The following is an 18,274-nucleotide window of genomic DNA, read 5'->3' on the forward strand; positions in this document are numbered from 1 at the left end:
CAAGGTGGTATTAGGGAATCCCGGAGGGCTACGGGATTCTTTTTTTGGAATTTATACAATTGCATTGGGCAAGATAGAAGGATATAATTAAATCATCAGGTGGTCAGGCCAACACAAAGGGGGGCGGGCCTTGGTAAGGCAAGAGTTAGTGGATACCTTTTGCCGGCAGGCGGAAGCTATGGGTGCTACTACCTTAAGGGTAGCGGATACCCAGGAAATGATAAAGCAAATTTTAGAGTTTTTACAACCCCGGGGTAAAAGGGTGGCTATCGCTATCTCGCCCTTTCTAGAAGAGATAAACCTGGGAGCTATCCTAAAAGAGGCCGGTTTTGAGGTGGAGACTGGGGGGCAAGGCTTTGCCAGAGAAGCAGATACTGGGATGGTGGAATTCGACTTAGGAATAGCCGAGACAGGAACCCTAGTCCATGATGCTACTGATCTCTGTAAACGGTTAGCCTCCATGCTCCCACTCAATTGTATAGCAGTGCTTTCGGCTAAGCGAATTGTTCCCGATATGGCCCAAGCCTTGGATTTTTACTTGGAACATGGGCCGTGGCCTGGTTACTTAGCTTTCGTGACAGGGCCCAGCCGTACTGCCGATATTGAACGGAGCCTGACCATCGGTGTTCACGGGCCGGAAAATCTTTTAATAGTGATACTGGAAGGTAAAGCTTCTAAGGAAGGTGGGGGGAACAATGCCGGAGGCTCCGTTTAAAGTAAGAGTCAAGCAGGCTCTTCTTAACCCTAGTTTAAGGGGTGCCCTGGAACGCTTTGCAGAAGCTTATGTGTTAGCACGCGAGCAGGTGTTTGCTGGTCGGGACTTTGAGGGGTTAAGGTCGAAGATAGCCACCCTCAAATCCACAGCAGCCCTTCATTTAGAGGAGCTAGGAGAGGAATTCGCCCGGCAGGTTACCTCCCGTGGCGGTAAGGTATTTTTCGCTAAGGATGCGGCTTCGGCGCGAGAATATATATTGAAGGTGGTTAAGGAGCACGGAATTACTCAGGTAGTGAAATCTAAATCCTTTGCTACAGAAGAGATACAATTAAACGAGTACTTAGCCCGCCATGGTATCGTTTGCTATGAAACGGATCTAGCTGAGTGGATCCTTCAACTCATGCCAGGCGAACGCCCGTCCCACATGGTAATGCCGGCTATCCATTTGCCTAAGGAAGAAGTAGCCCGGGTTTTTAGCCGTCACTTAGGTCGACCGGTGGAACCAGATATTAAAACTATGGTGCGCATTGCCCGGGAGGAACTCCGGGATAAATTTTTGACAGCTGGGTTGGGCATAAGCGGTGCCAACATAGCGGTAGCGGAAACAGGTACCCTTATTCTTCTGACCAATGAAGGAAACGCTCGCCTGGCTACCACTCTCCCTCCTGTACACATTGCAGTAGTAGGTTATGAAAAACTTGTGCCGCGGATGAAGGATGTAATTCCTATTCTGGAGGCCCTACCTAGAAGCGGCACCGCGCAACCCATAACGAGTTATGTTACCATGATCACTGGACCGGTACCAGTCGAAGGCTCTGGAGAGGGTGCCCTTAAAGAGTTACATGTGGTTTTGTTAGACAATGGCCGGCTTAAGATGGCTAGGGACCCCGTCTTCCGGGAAGCCCTCCAGTGTATACGGTGTGCGGCCTGTACCAATGTTTGTCCTGTGTTTCAGCTCGTGAGCGGCCAGGTATATGGTTTTGTTTATTCCGGTGGTATAGGAAGCATCTTAACAGCTTTTTTCCATTCCCTTGCCCAAGCAGCGGAACCCCAAAGTCTTTGTATCGGTTGCAGGCGGTGTACTGAGGTATGCCCGGCCAAAATTAACATCCCTGATTTAGTGTTGGAGCTACGGAAAAGGATAGCAAGGGAACAGGGCTTACCTTTTTCTTACCGCCTGGCCTTGCGTGGTGTTGTAGCCAGGCCTAAACTCATGCGGGGTTTCCTCACTTTAGGGAAAGAGCTACAGCGGCCGATCACTGGTGGTCACCCTTACATTCGAAACTTACCCAGACCTTTTAAGGTTTGGACCGAAGGAAGGAGCCTACCAGCCCTAAACCTTCGTCCCTTGCGTGAGCGTATAAAGGATTTAGAACAGCCCCCTATACATCCGCATTTTAGAGCAGCCTTTTATGCTGGCTGTGTTATCGACTTTATCTATCCTGAGATCGGGGAAGCGGTCTTTAAAGTATTGCAGGGGGCAGGAGTTGAGGTAAGCTTTCCTGTAGACCAGGCCTGCTGTGGAATTCCCGCTATCTATGCCGGGGACGTGGAGACAGCTTTAAGACTTGCCCGCTGGAATATTGCTGCCTTAGAGGAAGCTTCTGCAGACGTAGTGATCACAGCCTGTCCCACCTGTGCTGTGGCTTTGAAATATAAATTTCCTCATCTTCTTTCTGCTGATCCGGGCTGGTATGAACGGGCTTTGGCCCTAGCGGCGAGGGTTAAGGACTTTAACGAAGTCGTGCAAGAGATGGAAATAGCTTTCCCTTTGTCCTCTCAAGGGAAAAAGGTAAAGGTTACTTATCACGATTCCTGCCATTATAAGCGCCATCTGGGATTAGCTCAGGTAGCCCGGGAGGTTTTAAGACGTCACCAAGGACTAGAACTGGTAGAGATGGAGGAGAGCGATCGCTGTTGCGGATTCGGGGGTTCGTATACCCTTAAATATCCAGAAATAAGCCATGCTTTGCTAGAACGCAAGCTTCAACGGATTTTAGAAAGCGGGGCTAGCATAGTGGTTGCTGATTGCCCAGGTTGTCTAGTACAGCTCCGTGGAGGCCTGGATAAGGCTTCTAGGCCTATCCAAGCCAAACATACAGCCGAAATTTTAGTAGCTGGGCAGGATCTATGGTGAAAAAGCGCGAATACATGATTAAGAAGCCGGGGCCAGGGGGTGAGGCGAGCTTGAAGCTTAGACCTATTAGGACCCGGAAGATCTATGAAGAGATAGTAAATCAAATTAAGGAACTTATCGGAGAGGGGAATTTAAAACCGGGCGACCGATTGCCTTCAGAACGTGAATTGGCTGAACGTCTACATGTGAGCCGGGCGTCGGTACGTGAGGCTTTAAGCGCCCTGGCCGCTATGGGAGTCATCACCATCCGGCCAGGGGAAGGGACTTTCGTCCAGGCGGTAAAAAATGGGGCCATAGTAGAACCTTTAGCTATAGCCCTCCTTCTGGACCGGCAAGCCACGCTGGATTTGTTGGAAGCCAGGGAGATCTTGGAAACTGAGACGGCAGCTTTAGCTGCACGGCGAGCCTGCCCGGAAGAAATAGAGAGGCTAGAGGAGCTCATAAAAGAGATGGAGACTGAGCTAGAAGAGGGGCGCCTGGGAGAAGAGACGGATGTACGTTTTCATCTTGCCATAGCAGAAGCAGCCCGCAACAATGTTTTGTGCCGCTTGATGTATACTGTTTCCGACACCATACGCCAGGTATTGCGGAGTAGCCGCCAGCGGCTTTACCAGACTCCTGGAAATGCAGAAAAATTATACACCCAGCATAAAGCTATTTATCAAGCCATAGCCTCGCGCGATGTGAGGGGAGCCCGCCGCGCTATGGCCGAGCATCTTAAATTTGTGGCCCGGGAGCTTAAAAAGGAGTAAATTTAAGATGGGAGACCTAATCCATATAGATCTTTTTGGGGATAGCCTTTTCTGGGAAAGGATGTGGCAAGAGGCTAGGGCGAAGAGCCTCTATGGTCGACGGCGTCCCGGTAGAGACCGGGAGGAATACTGGAACCGCCGGGCAGCAAGCTTTGCTAGCCATTCCCAAAGTAGGGAAGCCCAGCAGCGCGTAGCTAATGTTCTGCATTTTTTAGGACATCACGATGGCCTAGATCGAGAGGCAGAAGTGCTAGATATAGGATGCGGCCCTGGGGCCTATGCCTTGGTCTTGGCTCGTAGGGTAAAACGGGTGGTGGCCCTGGATCCTTCCCCGGAAATGCTTTCTATTCTAAAGAGCCGGATGCAAGCGGAAGGCTTAAGCAACATTGAGCCCGTCCAGCTTACCTGGGAGGAAGTAGATTTAGATCGCTTGGGTTGGCGGAGGCGTTTCCAGGTAGTCCTGGCCCTTATGAGCCCAGGGGTCCATGACCCAGCTACTTTAAGGAAAATGATAGAGGCTTGCCATGGGGTATGCCTTCTGGGGGGGCACGTCCGGCAAGAGGAAGAGGCTCGCCGGGTCCTTTGGCATAAGCTTATAGGGGGTGAGATGCCTCCTGTTCCTCCAGAGGTCTTCTATATTTTTCATCTTCTTTATTCTTGGGGTTATCTTCCTTCCTTGCAGTTGGAACGACGGCCTATCTTAAGGGAAATAGAGGTAGAAGAGGCTATACAAGAGCTAGAGAATTTCTTTTACCCATATATAGAGCTTAACCATACTTCCCGTAAAGTTATTGTAGATTATGTACTTTCCCATGCTGTTGAAGGTAGGTATATTCAAAAGAGAGAATTTATAGCAGCCTACCTATGTTGGAACGTTAATGAGGTAAGGGAATAAAAATAAGGGAGTAAATAATAAGAGCGTCAAAGCAAGGAAAGGCTTTTAAGCGAGGAGGTTTGTAATTCAAATGAGCGAGAAAAAGGTTATTAGCACCTCCCAGGCCCCGAAAGCCATAGGCCCTTACTCCCAGGCCATCCGGGTGGGTAATTTTATTTTTACTTCTGGACAGATACCCCTCGATCCGGCTACAGGAGAGATTGTGCCTGGCGGTGCTAAAGAACAAACACGGCAGGTCTTAGAAAATTTAAAGGCTATACTTGCTGCGGCTGGAGCTACCTTACAGGATGTAGTTAAAACTACCCTTTACATTAAGGATATGGCCGATTTTAAGGCTATTAATGAAGTGTACGCCCAGTACTTTCCCGAAAATCCTCCAGCCCGGTCGTGCATAGAAGCCGCCCGGCTACCGCGGGATGTGTTAGTAGAAATTGAAGCAGTAGCGGTAGTAGGCGAATAAGAGGGCCCCTTGGGATATCATTTCCCCAGCCAATAGAAGGGCTCCGGCGCTAAAGATAACCCCACCTCCTGCCCATTTCACTCTGCAGCCTTTCTCTTGCCAGACCCTTTCTCCAGCCCCGGCAGAGACAAAGGGGTGAAGGTAAATGGACCTACAGGAGGTACGTGAAAAAGCGCGAGAGGTTCTTAAAGGTATCTGCAGGGTATGTGTCGTATGTGATGGCCGGAATTGCCCCACCGGGGTACCGGGAATAGGAGGTGCAGGTACTGGCGAAGGTTTCCGTCGGAATATAGCTTCCTTGGCCAGATGGAAATTAAACTTACGGGTTTTACACCCCAGGAAAATTCAGGATACCACCTTTGAGCTTTTTGGCCATAAACTATCTTTTCCTATATTAGGAGGAGCCATAGCAGGAGCTAAAGTAAATTTTGGTGGACGGCTAGATGAAAGGGAAATAGCTCGAGCCCTGGTTTTAGGAGCCAAGGCTGCGGGAACGGTGGCGTTAACAGGCGATGGTCCGGATCCAGAAGTTTTTGCTGCTGGTTTGGCTGCCATTAGGGAAGCCGACGGCTGGGGTATCCCAGTTATCAAGCCCAGGTCTAATAAGGAAATTATAAAACGCATTCGAGAGGCGGAAAAGACAGGTGCTCTAGCCGTGGCTATTGATGTGGATGCGGCAGGTCTGTTCAATATGACGAGGGTTGGCCAGGTGGTGGAACCCAAAACAGCGGAAGATATTATAGAGATTGCTCGTTCCACTTCTCTACCCCTAATTTTAAAAGGTATCATGACTGTGGCCGATGCCAAGGTGGCTTTGGCTAGTGGCGCGGTAGGTATAGTGGTATCCAATCATGGAGGCCGGGCTTTAGATCATACCCTGGGGACAGCGGATGTATTACCGGGTATAGCTGCCGCTGTCAAGGGGAGGCTCATGGTTTTGGTTGATGGGGGCATTCGTTCAGGGGTAGATGTGCTTAAAATGCTCGCTTTAGGGGCGGACGCAGTGCTGGTAGGGCGACCTTTATTTATTGCTGCCTGTGGAGGAGGACCTCAAGGAGTTAAGATGCAGTTGGAAGCCTTAGCTCAAGAGTTAACGGTAGCTATGCGCCTTACAGGGTGTGGAGCATTGCAAGATATTTCTTCTGAAGTTATATGTAATGTTATGTAAGAACTTGTAGGGCTTTATTATTTGAAAAACCTAAGAGAAGCTCTTTTTGCGTCCTGGTAAAATAGTACTTGTGGAGACCAACTTATTACGTGTGGAGGAGAAGCGGAGGGAAAGCGTAGAAGCTCCTTAGAGGCCTGATTAAATGTAGTTTAACTAGGGCTCGAACTTAAAAAAACAAAAAATGGAAAGTCTAGAGCCTCCGGACTCGGCTCTATGTCAATAGTTGTGGGATCAGATTTTGGGGGCAACATCCTAGGAAGATTTTTTTGATGAAATGAATGCGATTTCTGAAGCCGAAACTTAAGCGTTTAAGCATTTTGCTTAAGGTATTTTTACCTTCTATATAGCCATTAGTGTACCGGCGACCTTGCTGGGTATATCTTACCAGGTTTAATATTTCTGACCTCCAAGACTTGATAGTACGGGCCCATATCCGTCCCTCTGCATTTTCAGCGCATTCTGCATTTATAAACCAACGGCTCAAAGCAGCTTTTGCCTCTTCTACCCGGTCCATCCTTAGAATTTGCCTTAAGTCTTCCTTTAGCTGGTATAATTCATAGAGGGACGGGTATTTATCTTTAATTTTTTCTAATGCCTCTTGCTGTCTGGGAGTAAGTCTCTCTTTAGCTTTAATCAGAGGAAACCGGGGTATCTTCTCTTTGCTCGCTTCTTGCTCTATCCTTCTTGCCTCATCTAAACGACGGTTAGCATCCTGGATCACATGAAAAGGGTCTACTATTATCTTGGCTGAAGGAAATATTGCTTTGATTAACTTACGCCAAGAGTCTTTCATGTCAATTACTACCGCCTCTACTTTGACCCCAGCTTTCTTGAGCTCTTCTAGGTAAGCCTTTATAGTTGCCGTTCTCACATCCTCTAAAATAGTCAAAGGCCTCTTGTCCGGTTCCAACCTCCCTACCATGCATACAAAATCGTTCCCAGTAAAGGATAGCTCATCTAAGGTTAACACTATAGGTTCTTGAGTATCATCAAAAGGAAGATTAGGCTGGACATACTTGTCCACTAATCTTATAACCCTAGTGGGGGTAAGGTTTAACATTTGAGCCGCATAAGTAAAGCTCATCCTCTGGGCATAATAAACTACTGTCTGCACCCCTAATTTTGTAAATCTGGCCCAGGGGCTGGTACCCGGAGGACGAAGGGTATAAGTCTTGCCACAACGGTAACACTTATACCGTACGGGAACCCACAATAGAATGACCCATCTACTGTATAAGAAGGCATGGCGAATTCTTCTTTCTTTCGGCTTCTGGTTCTCCTTTAAGAAGCCATGCCTGTGTAATTTGCCTTCGTTGCATACAGGGCATACCTCTGGAGGGTCTACGGTTACCTTTAACACAATATCTCCTGGGTCTTGGGGTTCTTCTAAAATGGGCTGTAGTATTTTCTCAAAATTCTCTTGCTCTTCGAGGGTGAACGTGCTAATCTTGTGCATGGGGGCACTCCTCTCTTGAAAGGGTTTTGGATTGCTAATATTCATTTGGATGTCGCCCCCGTCCTTTTCCTCCTACAACCAAAATCTACCTTCCCACTCGCTTAATTCCATCTACCCCTATCCCACACTTTTTATTATAGAGCCTCCGGACTCTTGACAAAGGCTTATTGAACTACTAAAATAGAAAATGCACGGGCGGAAGTAGCTCAGGGGTAGAGCATCGGCTTCCCAAGCCGAGGGTCGCGGGTTCGAATCCCGTTTTCCGCTCCAGCCTTGAAAAAACTAGCCTCCAACGGGCTAACCCTCCCAAAAAAGTCCGTAGTTCTGGGGAGGGTTTTATTATTATAAAAACGCCTTTTATTTTGCCCTGTAAGCCCACGAAAAAGGCCGGGGGAATCTGTACTCCCGGCCATTTTGCACCGCTTGCAGGGCCTTGCAGAAGGCGGTTTTTACTGGCTATCCTGTGGAGCATGTATGTTACCGAAGGGCCTGACGGGCACCTGAATAAACTTCTCCCCTGGGACAGCAGCCGCCCGCACAATTCTGTCCATCTTTAAAGCCACTTCGCTGTCAAAATATCTCTCTCCACATTGCTGGCACACATGAGCGGGTACGCCCTCGATAATTACCAGACGGCCTTTCCACCACCTCTCTACGTTAACCTTCTCCAGAACTGTTAGTCCGCCACAGGCTAAACATTCGCTCACTGCATTCGCCTCCTCGTCCTTTCATCAATCCATTTGGGCTCTTCGGGATAGTACGGTCAAAACCGCATACCACATGCAGAGGTTTTCCATCCGGTGTCCTGCCCAGCACCAGGCAGCTCGCCCCGCGCGGATCTTCCGGGTATTCCTCAATGACCTCAAAACCGTTATTATAAGCAGCGTACCCGAAGGGTCAAAAGCGTAAACTGCATGATTACGTGGAATTTCATGTTGCGCTCCTCTTCGTTAGCTGTTAAAATCGCTGTGGGTTTAAGGCCACAAGCCCTGCGAGCCACGCCCGCTTAGCGGCCTTGCTCTTCGTCGGGCATATAGGCGAGCAGATCACCAGGCTGGCAATTGAGGAATCTACAATGGCTGTTTAGCTCTTTGATACAATTTTACCACAAATATGTGGAAACACAGGGGGTCTCGGGTACCCCAGGCAGAGGAAACCTTAGGTGGGGGAATCCTGATGTTATCTTTATTTACCGGGTACTTATTGATTTTTCTAGCTAGGGTAACAGATGTAACCCTGGCCACCTTGCGGGTACTTTTTGTGGTTCGCGGGAAACGCTTTTACGCTGCTGGCCTAGGGTTTATAGAGGTAATAATCTGGGTGGCCAGCTTAAAATTTGTCATGGAGCACCTTACGGATCCTATAAGCGTTATTTTTTATGCTTTAGGTTTTGCCACTGGGAATATTGTAGGAAGCTATATTGAAGAAAAGGTGGCTTTAGGGCAGGTGTCCGTACAGATCATAACTTTACATAAGCCTCTGGAACTAGTCCAACACTTAAGGGATGCGGGCTACGGGGTTACAGTCACCCAAGGGTATGGGAAGGAAGGGATACACCCTATCTTGCACTTAAGTCTTCCTCGCCGGCGCTTAGCAGAGCTCCAAGAGTTTTTAGGACATTGGGATGCCCAAGCCTTTGTGGTAGTCCAAGAGATAAAAAATATGTGCGGGGGCTTTTATGGATGCCGGAAAAATGGGAAATGAAGGAAAGCATCAGAAGGCTTCTCGAAGAAAAAGGAGAGGAGAAAAGATACGATGAACATAAAAAGAAGGCTTAAGGGTAAAAGTATAATTCCGTGGCTTTTCTTGACCTTTCTAACCCTGCTGGCCTATAACTTATTTCCTCGTGATCGCGGAATAGCAGGTCTCTTGCTAGAGGGCAAAGTCCACCAAGTTATAGACGGCGATACCATTATGGTAATTCTAGCTGATGGCCGGGAAGAGAAAGTGCGCTTTATCGGTGTTAATACCCCAGAAATTAGTGGCCAAGTCCAACCTTATGGGTTGGAGGCGAAAGCCTATACAAAGAAGCGTCTGGATGGTCGGCGTATTTACCTTGAATTGGATACAGCCGAGCGGGATAAATACGGTCGCCTGCTCGCCTATGTCTGGCTGGAACGGCCCCAAAATAAATCACTGCCTGAGATACGCGCTAAAATGTTCAATGCAGAGCTGTTACTGGAAGGCTATGCCCAGGTTATGACTGTCCCTCCTAATGTTAAGTACGCTGAAATCTTTAAACAATTAGAAAAGGAGGCCCGTAACGCGAGAAAGGGGTTGTGGGGTTTATAAGGCCATCTTGGGAACAATAAATATAAAAACGCCTAAAGTGATGGAGGTACCCGGGGTGGCCGAAGGTCATCACATAGAGTCTGCCCTTTTTGTTATATTTGGTGCCACAGGGGATCTGGCTCGGCGCAAGCTTTTTCCTGCCCTTTATAACCTTTCAGCAGAAGGCATTTTACCTTCCGGAGTAGCCATAGTAGGAGTGGGGCGTCGCCCCTTTGATTTGGCTTACTTTCGAGAAAAATTTATCCTACCTGCTCTTCTGGATAATTCCCGCTTGGCAGGAAATTTACTTCATAATTTTTCTTCTTTTGCCCAGCGTTGCTATTATTTTTCCCTAGACCTGCGGGATTCTTCGCGCTACAGGGAGCTTAAAAATTTTTTGGACCAGCTGGACTGGGAATGGGGGGTCCAAGGGAATCGTGTTTTCTACTTGGCTTTAGCGCCAGAACTCTTCGGTCCTGTAGTGGCCAATCTTAAGGAACAGGGGTTCCTCGACAAAGGACCTCGTAGCTGGAAAAGGGTTTTGGTGGAGAAACCCTTTGGTTGGGACTTAGATTCAGCCCGGGCTTTAAACCGGGAGCTGACCCAAGCTTTTCCGGAAGAAGATATTTACCGTATCGACCATTATTTAGGTAAAGAGATGATCCAGAACATTATGGTCATAAGGTTTGCCAATGCCTTTTTCGAGCCGGTATGGAATAACAAATATATCGATCACATTCAAATTACTTCCAGCGAAAAAATAGGGGTAGGGGAGCGCGCAGCTTATTACGATAGGGCTGGGGCTTTAAGGGATATGTTACAGAATCATATGCTCCAACTTGTAGCCCTTATAGCCATGGAACCTCCGGTTGGATTAGATGCGCAGGCCATCCGCCTGGAAAAGGCCAAGGTCTTCCGTTCCTTGCAACCTTTTACGAGAGAAAGGATCCTTCAAGACATAGTCCGGGGCCAATACGGGCCCGGCTATATTGACGGAGAACCCGTCCCAGGATACCGGGAAGAAGCTGGAATCCCTGCCGATTCCGTCACCGAAACTTTTTTGGCCGTGAAGCTTTTTGTAAACACCTTTCGCTGGGCCGGGGTGCCTTTTTACCTGCGGACCGGTAAACGCCTTCCGGCCAAAGTAACAGAAATTATAATCCAGTTTAAGCCCCTACCAGAAATTCTCTATTTTAAGGAATACGGTGAGCTCTTGCCCAATGTCTTAGTTATTCGCGTGCAACCCCTAGAAGGTATTTTTGTGCAGCTTAATGCCAAGCGGCCGGGTACAAATAACTATATCGTGCCCATAAGATTAGATTTTTGTCAGAACTGCGGGGTAGGTACCAACTCTCCCGAGGCTTATGAACGTCTACTCTATGATGCTTTGCGTGGGGACGCCACTCTTTTTACTGGATGGGAGGAGGTGGAGTATGCATGGAAATTTGTGGATCCTATAGCCCAGGCTTGGGCGACTATCCCTGTGCACTTCCCCAATTATGCTGCCGGGGAATGGGGCCCGCCCGAAGCTCGGGTTCTTATAGAGCGGGACGGGCGGCGCTGGTGGGAAAGCCCCGCGTATATGATGTATCCTGGCCCATTTACCCAGGTATGCCAGTATATAAAGGGGAGCCGAGCCGGCAACCCCGGTTAGAAATAATTAGGGATTACCCGTCTGGTGCTAGGGAGACTCGCCTTATCTTGCCTAGCCACACAGGTACCCACCTGGATGCCCCGGCGCATTTTCTTCCAGGGGGTAAGACCATAGAGCAGGTAGACCTTAACTTATTACTGGGGAAATGCCAGGTGGCGGACTTAACTGGTATAGAAGAGAAAATAGAAGCAGAGAACCTCTGGAGTTTAGATATCAAAGCAGGGGAGTTTCTCCTTTTTAAAACCCGCAATTCCTACCAGGACGTTTTTGACCCTTGTTTTGTTTACCTAAGCGAATCTGCCGCTCGGTATTTAGTAGAAAGAAAGGTACGAGGGATAGGATGGGATGCTCTAGGTATTGAACGCGCTCAACCTGAGCACCCTAGCCACAAGATACTTCTGGAACAAGGCATTGTTATTCTGGAAGGATTACGGCTTAAGGAAGTAGAACCTGGAGAATACGGTTTGGTAGCTTTGCCCTTGCCAGTATGGGGGGCTGAGGCAGCGCCTGTCAGGGTAGTTCTTTTGGAGGGATGTATAGTTCTATCTTAAGCTCCTTATTCTTGGCGGCTAAAGGACCAGGTTCCCCAGGCTCCTAAGGCCAAAACCAGGAGGATTAAAATTAACAGGTCAGTTTTTAGATCGTAGCGCACTAGAAAGGCCAGAATCCGGGGATCAGCATTACGGTAGACCAAAAGCCGCAAGGCATCTACACCATAGGTTAAGGGGTCCAGGCGCATGAGGAAGGCCATCCAGACAGGGACGCTTTGTATAGGGAACATAGCTCCGCTTAAAAAATAGAGGGGCATAATCAAGAAGTTCATGATCATCTGGAAGCCTTCCATAGTTTCCATGTAACTGGCGATGGCTATGCCAAAGGAAGTGAGGGCCAGGGAAATTAAAAAGAGGGTAGCTAGAAGTTGGACGACGGCAGTAAAATTAAGCGAGACCTGGGCCAGGGGGGCCAGAAGAAGAAGGATGGTAGCTTGAACCATGGCCATTGTGCTTCCCCCTAAGGCTTTACCGATGGCTGTGGCCCAGCGGGGAACCGGGGCTACCAATACTTCCTTTAGAAACCCGAATTCCCTATCCCAAATAATGGAGATACCAGAGAAGATGGAAGTAAACAGCACGGACATAGCGAGGATCCCTGGGTACATGAACTGCAGGTAACTAATATTTAATCCTGGAGGTGCCCCCCGGAAACCCATGGCGGAAGAAATACCTTGTCCCACAATAAGAAAGTAGATCAGAGGTTGTCCCAACATTCCGATGATACGGCTACGCTCTCTTAATAAGCGCAAGATATCCCGGTACCAAATGGTGTAGATAGCACGTAAAGCAGCGGGCATAAGAGTAAAATTTATTACCTCCCCATTTCTAAATATCTTGCTCTGGATAAGAGCGTACCTTATCAAGTTAAACGGCTAAGAAGCCTTTATCGCCGTACTGGCCTACGGTGAGAGCTTAACCGCATACGTTCCACTGCTGAAGCTTCTTCTTCGCGGATAGCGCGCCCGGTGAGCTTCAAAAATACGTCATCCAGGGTAGGGCGCCGGAGGTGGATACTTTTGATTTGACCTCCCAGGTCACCTGCCAACCGGGGAATAAAGCTGGCCCCATCGCTCACTTCTACTCGTAATCCTTCCGGGCTATGCTGGACTTTAAGGTTATATTTGTGCGTAATAAGAGGTGCGAGATCCACCCCATCCAAAGGAACCACTGTCAATATATCTCCGCCTACCCAGCGTTTCAAATTGTCCGGAGTATCTAGAGCCTGGATGCGACCGTAATCAATAATAGCAATTCTATCGCAGTTTTCAGCTTCATCCATGTAGTGGGTGGTCATAAAAATAGTAAGGCCCTTTTCCTCTCGTAGTTTCCGGAGGTGTTCCCAAATGGCTGTACGGGTTTGGGGATCCAGACCCAAAGTGGGCTCATCTAGGAAAAGCACCCGGGGATAGTGGAGTAAGCCCCGCGCGATTTCCAGTCGGCGGCGCATACCTCCTGAGAAAGTGCGTACAGTATCCCTTTGTCTTTCCGCCAGCCCCACCATTTCCAGTACTTCCTGCATCCGCTTTTTTAATACCGGCCGGGGTAGGCCATAAAGGAGGCCGTGGAGGTAAAGGTTCTGGGCGGCTGTCAAACGGTCATCCAGGGAGCTATCTTGAAAGACTATTCCCAGGGAACGCCTGACCGCATCAGGTTCGCGTAAGATATCGTATCCCGCTAGGCGAGCTTGACCGCTGGTTGGTCGCAGCAAGGTACATAAAATTCTTATGGTGGTGGATTTACCTGCGCCATTAGGCCCTAAGAAACCGAAGATCTCTCCTTCTTCTACTACAAAGGATATCCCATCTACTGCTATCACCTGACCGAAGACCTTTCTTAAGTTTTCCACTTCAATGATGGGTGTCATGGTGTCCCCTCCAAACTTATTACCATTATAGCTCTACTACCTTAAGGGGGACAATAAAAAATAATACCCCCGGAAACTCCGGGGGCACGAAGCTTTTTGGGTTTGCGCTGAAGGGTCACCCCTCGCCTGGCTCTGGCGAGTCAAGAACTTAGTTGTCACCAAAGAAGAGCAGGACAAGGATCAGGAAGAGAATGAAGGCAAACCGATTATCGAAAAGAAGGTTAGCCATTTAATTTCACTCCTTTCGGGTCTTTTCATTACCATAATATGCTGGCTCTTTGGAAGGGTGATGAAGAATATGGGGGCGCCAAAGTAAGCTTAAAGGGTTAAACCTGCCACCAGGGAAACAAGCCTGTATAAAAACAAGAGGGAGGGGTTTAATCCCCTCCCTTTTTACCATAGGGCTTAACCTAGATTATGCACTGCGGTAGAGTTTGGTAAGGACGAACTCTTTATGGCCCAAGGCTTCAGCTTTGGTGAAACGGCCGTTCAGGGTGCGGAAGAATTCTTCTAGGATTTTACTTCCTGCTTCTTCAAGGTTCATTTCTCGGCGTAAGATGCCGCTTAAGTCTACATCTATATGCTCGCTCATGGTGGAAACAGTGATCGGGTTGGCCGAGATCTTTATAACAGGAATAATGGGATGGCCTACGATGTTACCTTGGCCGGTGGTAAAGAAATGGAGAACCGAGCCGCCAGCAGCAAAGAGGGTAATAGCTTCCGCTGCAGCAGAAGAGGTCTCCATATACCATAACCCCTTACCCTGGGGAGCTTCTGCAGGTTGAAGTACACCTTGGATGAGGGAGCGCTTACCTATTTTTTGGATGTTGCCCAGAGCTTTTTCTTCAATGGTGGTCAGGCCCCCGGCTATGTTGCCTTCGGTAGGTTGGGAACCTATGAGGTCTACACCCTGGGATATAATAAATTCGTTATAAGAGGTAAAACTCCGCATGAATTGTTCCCTGATTTCCGGGGTGGCGCAGCGCTCGGCTACCAGGTGTTCACCTCCTGTAAGTTCAGAGGTTTCCCCAAAGAGGACCGTGGCGCCCATATCCACCAGCCGGTCCACAGCGTTCCCCAAGGCCGGGTTTGAAGCCAGCCCGGAGGTGGTATCGGATTCCCCACACTTGATGCTCACTACTAGCTCTGAAACATCGCATTCTTCTTTCTTAAGTTCGGTAGCGTATTGTACATATTCCACAGCCTTACGAGCAGCCATTTCTATAACCTTAAGATCTCCATAACGCTCAATGGCAAAACCGGTTACGGGTTTTTGAGTTGCTGCGATCCCTTCTACTACGCGGTTGGTCCACTTAGGTTCTATCCCTATAACTATACAGGCGGCTACATTAGGATTGGATCCGGTCCCTATCAAAGTGCGGAAGAAGAGCTCCAGGTCTTCTCCAAATTGCAACCGGCCATAAGGATGGGGGAGGGCTATGGTTCCTTCTACTATTTTAGCTACTCCTTCGGCAGCAGCATTAGAAAGATCATCCAAAGGGAGAATTACTACATGGTTCCGGATACCTACTCGGCCGTTCTCCCTACGGTAGCCTAAAAATTTAGTTTCTGGCATATCTTTACCACCTCGCGGTTTTAAGGTTATGCACATGCACGTGTTCGCCCCGGGCTATTGTATCTGTTGCCCGGCCAATAGGTTGACCATATTTGATCACCATTTCACCTTTAGCTATGTCCTGGAGGGCGATCTTGTGGCCGAGCGGAATGTTACTTTTAGCTTGGAGTTCAATGATGCTATCATCCTCCATGACCCAGCCAGTTACCCTTTCGCCAGCTTGGATATCCGCTACGGCTACGCCTACGGTATCCGCCTTGGCGTGTACAAAAAACTTTTCCACTGTGTAAAGTTCCCCCTCTCCCAGGTATATGAGGTCAGTGGTAATACCACTTCTATTGTAGGACTAGCTAAGCTTACCTGTCAAGGTACAATGCGAAAAGATGGGGAAATTGTTGCCTGGCCTAAAGAAGAGATCTTTTTCATATGGATTTAAGGCGGGGGGAAAATGGGCATGCCAAGTAGAGTAATTAGGCTTAGCTTGTGGGTCGGGTTGGGGGTAGTAGCTTTAGGTATGTTTATCACTATGCGTATGGCTTGGCAGGGGTACCGGGAACGCAAAGCGGTTCAGGCCCTTTCCTGGGCTCTGGCCAACCAGGTGGTGGTAGTGGATCCTGGGCATGGTGGGATCGATGCCGGTGCCCGGGGGCCGGGAGGCACGTTGGAGGCAGATATAGTATTAGCTATAAGCCAAAACTTGGCGGGGTTTTTAAGGCAAGGTGGGGCCCGGGTTTTCCTTACCCGCCAGGATGCCCAGGCCCCGGAGGGGGAAAGCGGGGATGATCTGGTAGAGAGGGTGCGGCTGGCCCAGAAGGTGGGAGCGGACGTTTTTATATCAGTTCATGCCAATGCTTTTAATGACCGGGAGTACGGGGCTCAGGTGTTTTTTAACCCCGGCTCTAAGGAAGGAGAAAGGCTGGCGGTGGCTATCCAGGAGGAGATCCGCCGGTTATTAAAAAATACCGAGCGAGAAGCTTTAGGTTTAGATGCTTTTGTGCTCCGCAACCTCAATATTCCGGCGGTAATTGTGGAGGTGGGTTTCCTTACTAATCCACAGGAAGAGAAACTTTTAAGGAACCCAGATTACCAGCGTAGAATGGCCTTCGCCATTTATTTAGGGATCGCGAAGTATTTAGCCGAGAGAAAACGGTAACTACTAAATTCATGCTCTATGTGGTAAAGTATACCTAAAGAAAGGATTACATTAAAACTTAAGCGGTAGGTCATATTAAAAGGGGTGGTAGATGTGGGCAGATTGCTGGAAGTGGTTTTCTTACCTCACCCGCCTATTATGGTACCGGAGGTGGGGGGAGAGGAACTGGCTAAAATTGCTTCCACTGTAGCTTCTACTAGGGAGCTAGCCCGCGAGGTAGCCCGGCTAGGCCCAGAGGTGATCATCATTATATCCCCCCATGGCCCGGTTTTCCGGGAAGCTGTAGGTTTGTGGGCTACGCGCAAGTTACAAGGGGACTTATCTTCCTTCCGTGCTCCTAGAGTTAAGTTTCAGTACGCGTTGGACCTAGAATTAACCCGGGATATTGCAGCCGCGGCCAGCCAAGGAGGAGTCCCGGTTGTTTTGTTAGATGAAGAGAGCAGCAAGCGTTATGGCCTTATTCCAGAGTTGGATCACGGGATGATGGTGCCCCTTTACTTTCTACGGGAGGCGGGGGTGGAGGTACCCTTGGTAGCCATGGGCATGGCCTTTATGGAACGGGAGAAACTATATGCTTTCGGGGCAGTCCTCGCCCGGGCAGTTAAGGCCAGCTCCCGCCGGGCCGTGCTCGTAGCCAGCGGCGATCTATCCCACCGCCTGATCCCGGGCGCACCGGCCGGCTACGATCCCCAGGGAGAAATTTTTGATCGCCGGGTAAAGGAATTGCTTTCGAGCTTAGATGTGGCTGGGCTTTTGGCCTTACCAGAAGATCTAGCTGAACGAGCTGGGGAATGCGGACTCCGCTCCTTTATTATGGGCTTAGGAGCTTTGGACGGATACCGGGTAGAGGGTGAGGTTCTTTCTTATGAAGGACCCTTTGGCGTGGGGTACTTAGTGGCTAGGTTCTTGCCTAGAGAGGAAGACCCCCAGCGTAGTTTGCTCAAAAAAGAAGAGCTAAAACCCGGGGTTTCCGAACTGCCTTTTCCGGTGCGCCTGGCTAAGGAAAGCCTAGAGCATTACTTGCATACCGGACGTATTTTACCTGTTCCTAAGGATCTGCCACCAGATATGGCACGCCGCGCTGGGGTGTTTGTATCTATAAAAAAATTTGGCCAGCTCCGGGGATGTATAGGAACCGTCAGCCCTACTCGTTCTAATATTGCCGAAGAGATTATTTACAATGCTTTGAGCGCTGGGCTGGAAGATCCCCGTTTTCCGCCAGTCAAGGTTGAAGAACTACCCTATCTTGAATATTCGGTCGACGTGCTGGAGGAACCGGAGCCTGTAAATAGTCTAGAAGAGCTTAATCCGCGGGTGTATGGAGTGATCGTCTCTAGCGGCCTTAAGAAAGGTTTGCTTTTGCCTGATCTAGAGGGGATAGATACAGCGGAAGAGCAGGTGGCTATTGCCAAACGTAAAGCAGGTATAGGGCCTGACGAACCTTGCCGTCTCGAACGCTTCCGGGTTACTCGGTATCGCTAGAGAACCTTGGCCTAAAGGACGTTGGTATTTTCGACTTCCGGAGCCTGGTGAGCTATGCCAGATGGTAAGTAATACCAGAGATCAGAGATGCATGAAATAAACGAGGGAGAGCGTTTTTGGGCAGACAATGAAAGGGG

20 protein-coding genes and 1 tRNA gene are annotated in these 18,274 nt (G+C 49.0%); 13 read left to right on the plus strand and 8 right to left on the minus strand.

Annotation, left to right across the window (positions count from 1 at the left end):
• Window positions 1-130 precede the first annotated feature (130 nt).
• The 6 genes from B9A14_RS01335 (at window position 131) to B9A14_RS01360 (ending at window position 6,127) form a co-directional block, all read left to right on the plus strand.
• A complete protein-coding gene (locus B9A14_RS01335; protein ID WP_084663285.1) occupies window positions 131-715 on the plus strand; it encodes a LutC/YkgG family protein in 585 nt (194 codons plus the stop codon).
• Window positions 696-2,852, plus strand: coding sequence for an L-lactate dehydrogenase (quinone) large subunit LdhH (gene ldhH / locus B9A14_RS01340; RefSeq protein WP_084663287.1), 2,157 nt, complete (start codon window positions 696-698; stop codon window positions 2,850-2,852). The genes B9A14_RS01335 and ldhH overlap by 20 nt, the downstream gene beginning before the upstream one ends.
• A 50-nt stretch (window positions 2,853-2,902) precedes the next feature.
• Window positions 2,903-3,604, plus strand: a complete 702-nt coding sequence (locus B9A14_RS01345) for a FadR/GntR family transcriptional regulator (RefSeq protein ID WP_084666991.1) — start codon at window positions 2,903-2,905, stop codon at window positions 3,602-3,604.
• 7 nt (window positions 3,605-3,611) lie between these two features.
• On the plus strand, window positions 3,612-4,499 hold the full coding sequence (locus B9A14_RS01350) for a class I SAM-dependent methyltransferase (RefSeq protein ID WP_084663289.1): 888 nt from the start codon (window positions 3,612-3,614) through the stop codon (window positions 4,497-4,499).
• Window positions 4,500-4,569: 70 nt separating this feature from the next.
• Window positions 4,570-4,959 carry a RidA family protein gene (locus B9A14_RS01355; protein ID WP_084663291.1) on the plus strand — a complete coding sequence of 130 codons (390 nt, stop codon included), beginning with the start codon at window positions 4,570-4,572 and terminating at the stop codon, window positions 4,957-4,959.
• Window positions 4,960-5,104: 145 nt separating this feature from the next.
• Entirely contained in the window at window positions 5,105-6,127 is a 1,023-nt protein-coding gene (locus B9A14_RS01360) for an alpha-hydroxy-acid oxidizing protein (RefSeq protein WP_084663293.1), read from the plus strand.
• A 211-nt stretch (window positions 6,128-6,338) separates the two neighbouring features.
• Here B9A14_RS01360 and B9A14_RS01365 read toward each other — a convergent pair whose 3' ends face one another.
• Window positions 6,339-7,583, minus strand: a complete 1,245-nt coding sequence (locus tag B9A14_RS01365) for an ISL3 family transposase (protein WP_172839007.1) — start codon at window positions 7,581-7,583, stop codon at window positions 6,339-6,341.
• A 195-nt stretch (window positions 7,584-7,778) separates the two neighbouring features.
• On the opposite strand from B9A14_RS01365, the gene B9A14_RS01370 reads away from it, so the two are divergent.
• A tRNA-Gly gene (locus B9A14_RS01370) sits at window positions 7,779-7,853 on the plus strand.
• Window positions 7,854-8,032: 179 nt separating this feature from the next.
• Here the strand turns inward: B9A14_RS01370 and B9A14_RS01375 are convergent.
• From B9A14_RS01375 to B9A14_RS18185, 3 genes are all read right to left on the minus strand, one after another.
• Window positions 8,033-8,290, minus strand: a complete 258-nt coding sequence (locus B9A14_RS01375; RefSeq protein WP_084663297.1) for a type II toxin-antitoxin system MqsA family antitoxin — start codon at window positions 8,288-8,290, stop codon at window positions 8,033-8,035.
• Window positions 8,241-8,441 carry a DUF4258 domain-containing protein gene (locus tag B9A14_RS18180; RefSeq protein ID WP_231967983.1) on the minus strand — a complete coding sequence of 67 codons (201 nt, stop codon included), beginning with the start codon at window positions 8,439-8,441 and terminating at the stop codon, window positions 8,241-8,243. The genes B9A14_RS01375 and B9A14_RS18180 overlap by 50 nt, the downstream gene beginning before the upstream one ends.
• Window positions 8,442-8,589: 148 nt before the next feature.
• Window positions 8,590-8,679, minus strand: coding sequence for a helix-turn-helix domain-containing protein (locus B9A14_RS18185; RefSeq protein ID WP_157110016.1), 90 nt, complete (start codon window positions 8,677-8,679; stop codon window positions 8,590-8,592).
• Between the two features lie 80 nt (window positions 8,680-8,759).
• Here B9A14_RS18185 and B9A14_RS01380 point away from each other — a divergent pair, with 80 nt between their 5' ends.
• The 4 genes from B9A14_RS01380 to B9A14_RS01395 are packed head-to-tail and all read left to right on the plus strand — an operon-like array spanning window position 8,760 to window position 12,059.
• Window positions 8,760-9,287, plus strand: coding sequence for a DUF2179 domain-containing protein (locus B9A14_RS01380; RefSeq protein WP_084663299.1), 528 nt, complete (start codon window positions 8,760-8,762; stop codon window positions 9,285-9,287).
• A 51-nt stretch (window positions 9,288-9,338) separates the two neighbouring features.
• Complete coding sequence (locus B9A14_RS01385) at window positions 9,339-9,875, plus strand: thermonuclease family protein (RefSeq protein WP_084663301.1); 537 nt, start codon at window positions 9,339-9,341, stop codon at window positions 9,873-9,875.
• A gap of 40 nt (window positions 9,876-9,915) precedes the next feature.
• Window positions 9,916-11,508, plus strand: coding sequence for a glucose-6-phosphate dehydrogenase (gene zwf / locus B9A14_RS01390; RefSeq protein ID WP_084666992.1), 1,593 nt, complete (start codon window positions 9,916-9,918; stop codon window positions 11,506-11,508).
• Window positions 11,466-12,059 (plus strand): cyclase family protein, encoded by a 594-nt coding sequence (locus B9A14_RS01395; protein WP_084663303.1) that lies wholly within the window; start codon window positions 11,466-11,468, stop codon window positions 12,057-12,059. The genes zwf and B9A14_RS01395 overlap by 43 nt, the downstream gene beginning before the upstream one ends.
• Before the next feature lie 5 nt (window positions 12,060-12,064).
• Here the strand turns inward: B9A14_RS01395 and B9A14_RS01400 are convergent, their stop codons facing one another.
• The 4 genes from B9A14_RS01400 to B9A14_RS01415 all read right to left on the minus strand — a co-directional run bounded on the left by B9A14_RS01400 (window position 12,065) and on the right by B9A14_RS01415 (window position 15,785).
• Complete coding sequence (locus B9A14_RS01400) at window positions 12,065-12,859, minus strand: ABC transporter permease (protein WP_084663305.1); 795 nt, start codon at window positions 12,857-12,859, stop codon at window positions 12,065-12,067.
• A gap of 86 nt (window positions 12,860-12,945) precedes the next feature.
• Window positions 12,946-13,926: an ATP-binding cassette domain-containing protein gene (locus B9A14_RS01405; protein ID WP_084663307.1), complete on the minus strand. Its 981-nt coding sequence runs from the start codon at window positions 13,924-13,926 to the stop codon at window positions 12,946-12,948.
• A 415-nt stretch (window positions 13,927-14,341) separates the two neighbouring features.
• The gene (locus tag B9A14_RS01410; protein ID WP_084663309.1) at window positions 14,342-15,502 is read right to left on the minus strand and encodes a UxaA family hydrolase; all 1,161 of its coding nucleotides are present in this window, start codon (window positions 15,500-15,502) and stop codon (window positions 14,342-14,344) included.
• Between the two features lie 4 nt (window positions 15,503-15,506).
• Window positions 15,507-15,785, minus strand: coding sequence for a UxaA family hydrolase (locus tag B9A14_RS01415; protein WP_084663311.1), 279 nt, complete (start codon window positions 15,783-15,785; stop codon window positions 15,507-15,509).
• Between the two features lie 171 nt (window positions 15,786-15,956).
• On the opposite strand from B9A14_RS01415, the gene B9A14_RS01420 reads away from it, so the two are divergent.
• Together B9A14_RS01420 and amrA are read left to right on the plus strand one after the other, a co-directional pair.
• Window positions 15,957-16,655, plus strand: a complete 699-nt coding sequence (locus tag B9A14_RS01420; protein WP_172839008.1) for an N-acetylmuramoyl-L-alanine amidase — start codon at window positions 15,957-15,959, stop codon at window positions 16,653-16,655.
• Between the two features lie 93 nt (window positions 16,656-16,748).
• The gene (amrA, locus tag B9A14_RS01425) at window positions 16,749-18,137 is read left to right on the plus strand and encodes an AmmeMemoRadiSam system protein A (protein ID WP_157109732.1); all 1,389 of its coding nucleotides are present in this window, start codon (window positions 16,749-16,751) and stop codon (window positions 18,135-18,137) included.
• The last annotated feature ends 137 nt before the right edge of the window (window positions 18,138-18,274 follow it).

Origin of the sequence: Thermanaeromonas toyohensis ToBE (assembly GCF_900176005.1) — a bacterium.
In the GTDB taxonomy this organism is placed as follows: domain Bacteria; phylum Bacillota; class DSM-521; order Neomoorellales; family Neomoorellaceae; genus Thermanaeromonas; species Thermanaeromonas toyohensis.

Excerpts from the sequence above, each read along its gene's own strand:
- B9A14_RS01395 (WP_084663303.1), top strand. The coding sequence starts at position 11,466 with ATGCCAGTATATAAAGGGGAGCCGAGCCGGCAACCCCGGTTAGAAATA.
- zwf (WP_084666992.1), top strand. The coding sequence starts at position 9,916 with ATGGAGGTACCCGGGGTGGCCGAAGGTCATCACATAGAGTCTGCCCTT.
- B9A14_RS01365 (WP_172839007.1), bottom strand. The coding sequence starts at position 7,583 with ATGCACAAGATTAGCACGTTCACCCTCGAAGAGCAAGAGAATTTTGAG.
- B9A14_RS01355 (WP_084663291.1), top strand. The coding sequence starts at position 4,570 with ATGAGCGAGAAAAAGGTTATTAGCACCTCCCAGGCCCCGAAAGCCATA.
- B9A14_RS01350 (WP_084663289.1), top strand. The coding sequence starts at position 3,612 with ATGGGAGACCTAATCCATATAGATCTTTTTGGGGATAGCCTTTTCTGG.
- B9A14_RS01420 (WP_172839008.1), top strand. The coding sequence starts at position 15,957 with ATGCCAAGTAGAGTAATTAGGCTTAGCTTGTGGGTCGGGTTGGGGGTA.
- B9A14_RS01360 (WP_084663293.1), top strand. The coding sequence starts at position 5,105 with ATGGACCTACAGGAGGTACGTGAAAAAGCGCGAGAGGTTCTTAAAGGT.
- B9A14_RS01385 (WP_084663301.1), top strand. The coding sequence starts at position 9,339 with ATGAACATAAAAAGAAGGCTTAAGGGTAAAAGTATAATTCCGTGGCTT.
- B9A14_RS01380 (WP_084663299.1), top strand. The coding sequence starts at position 8,760 with ATGTTATCTTTATTTACCGGGTACTTATTGATTTTTCTAGCTAGGGTA.
- B9A14_RS01405 (WP_084663307.1), bottom strand. The coding sequence starts at position 13,926 with ATGACACCCATCATTGAAGTGGAAAACTTAAGAAAGGTCTTCGGTCAG.
- B9A14_RS01400 (WP_084663305.1), bottom strand. The coding sequence starts at position 12,859 with ATGCCCGCTGCTTTACGTGCTATCTACACCATTTGGTACCGGGATATC.
- B9A14_RS01410 (WP_084663309.1), bottom strand. The coding sequence starts at position 15,502 with ATGCCAGAAACTAAATTTTTAGGCTACCGTAGGGAGAACGGCCGAGTA.
- ldhH (WP_084663287.1), top strand. The coding sequence starts at position 696 with ATGCCGGAGGCTCCGTTTAAAGTAAGAGTCAAGCAGGCTCTTCTTAAC.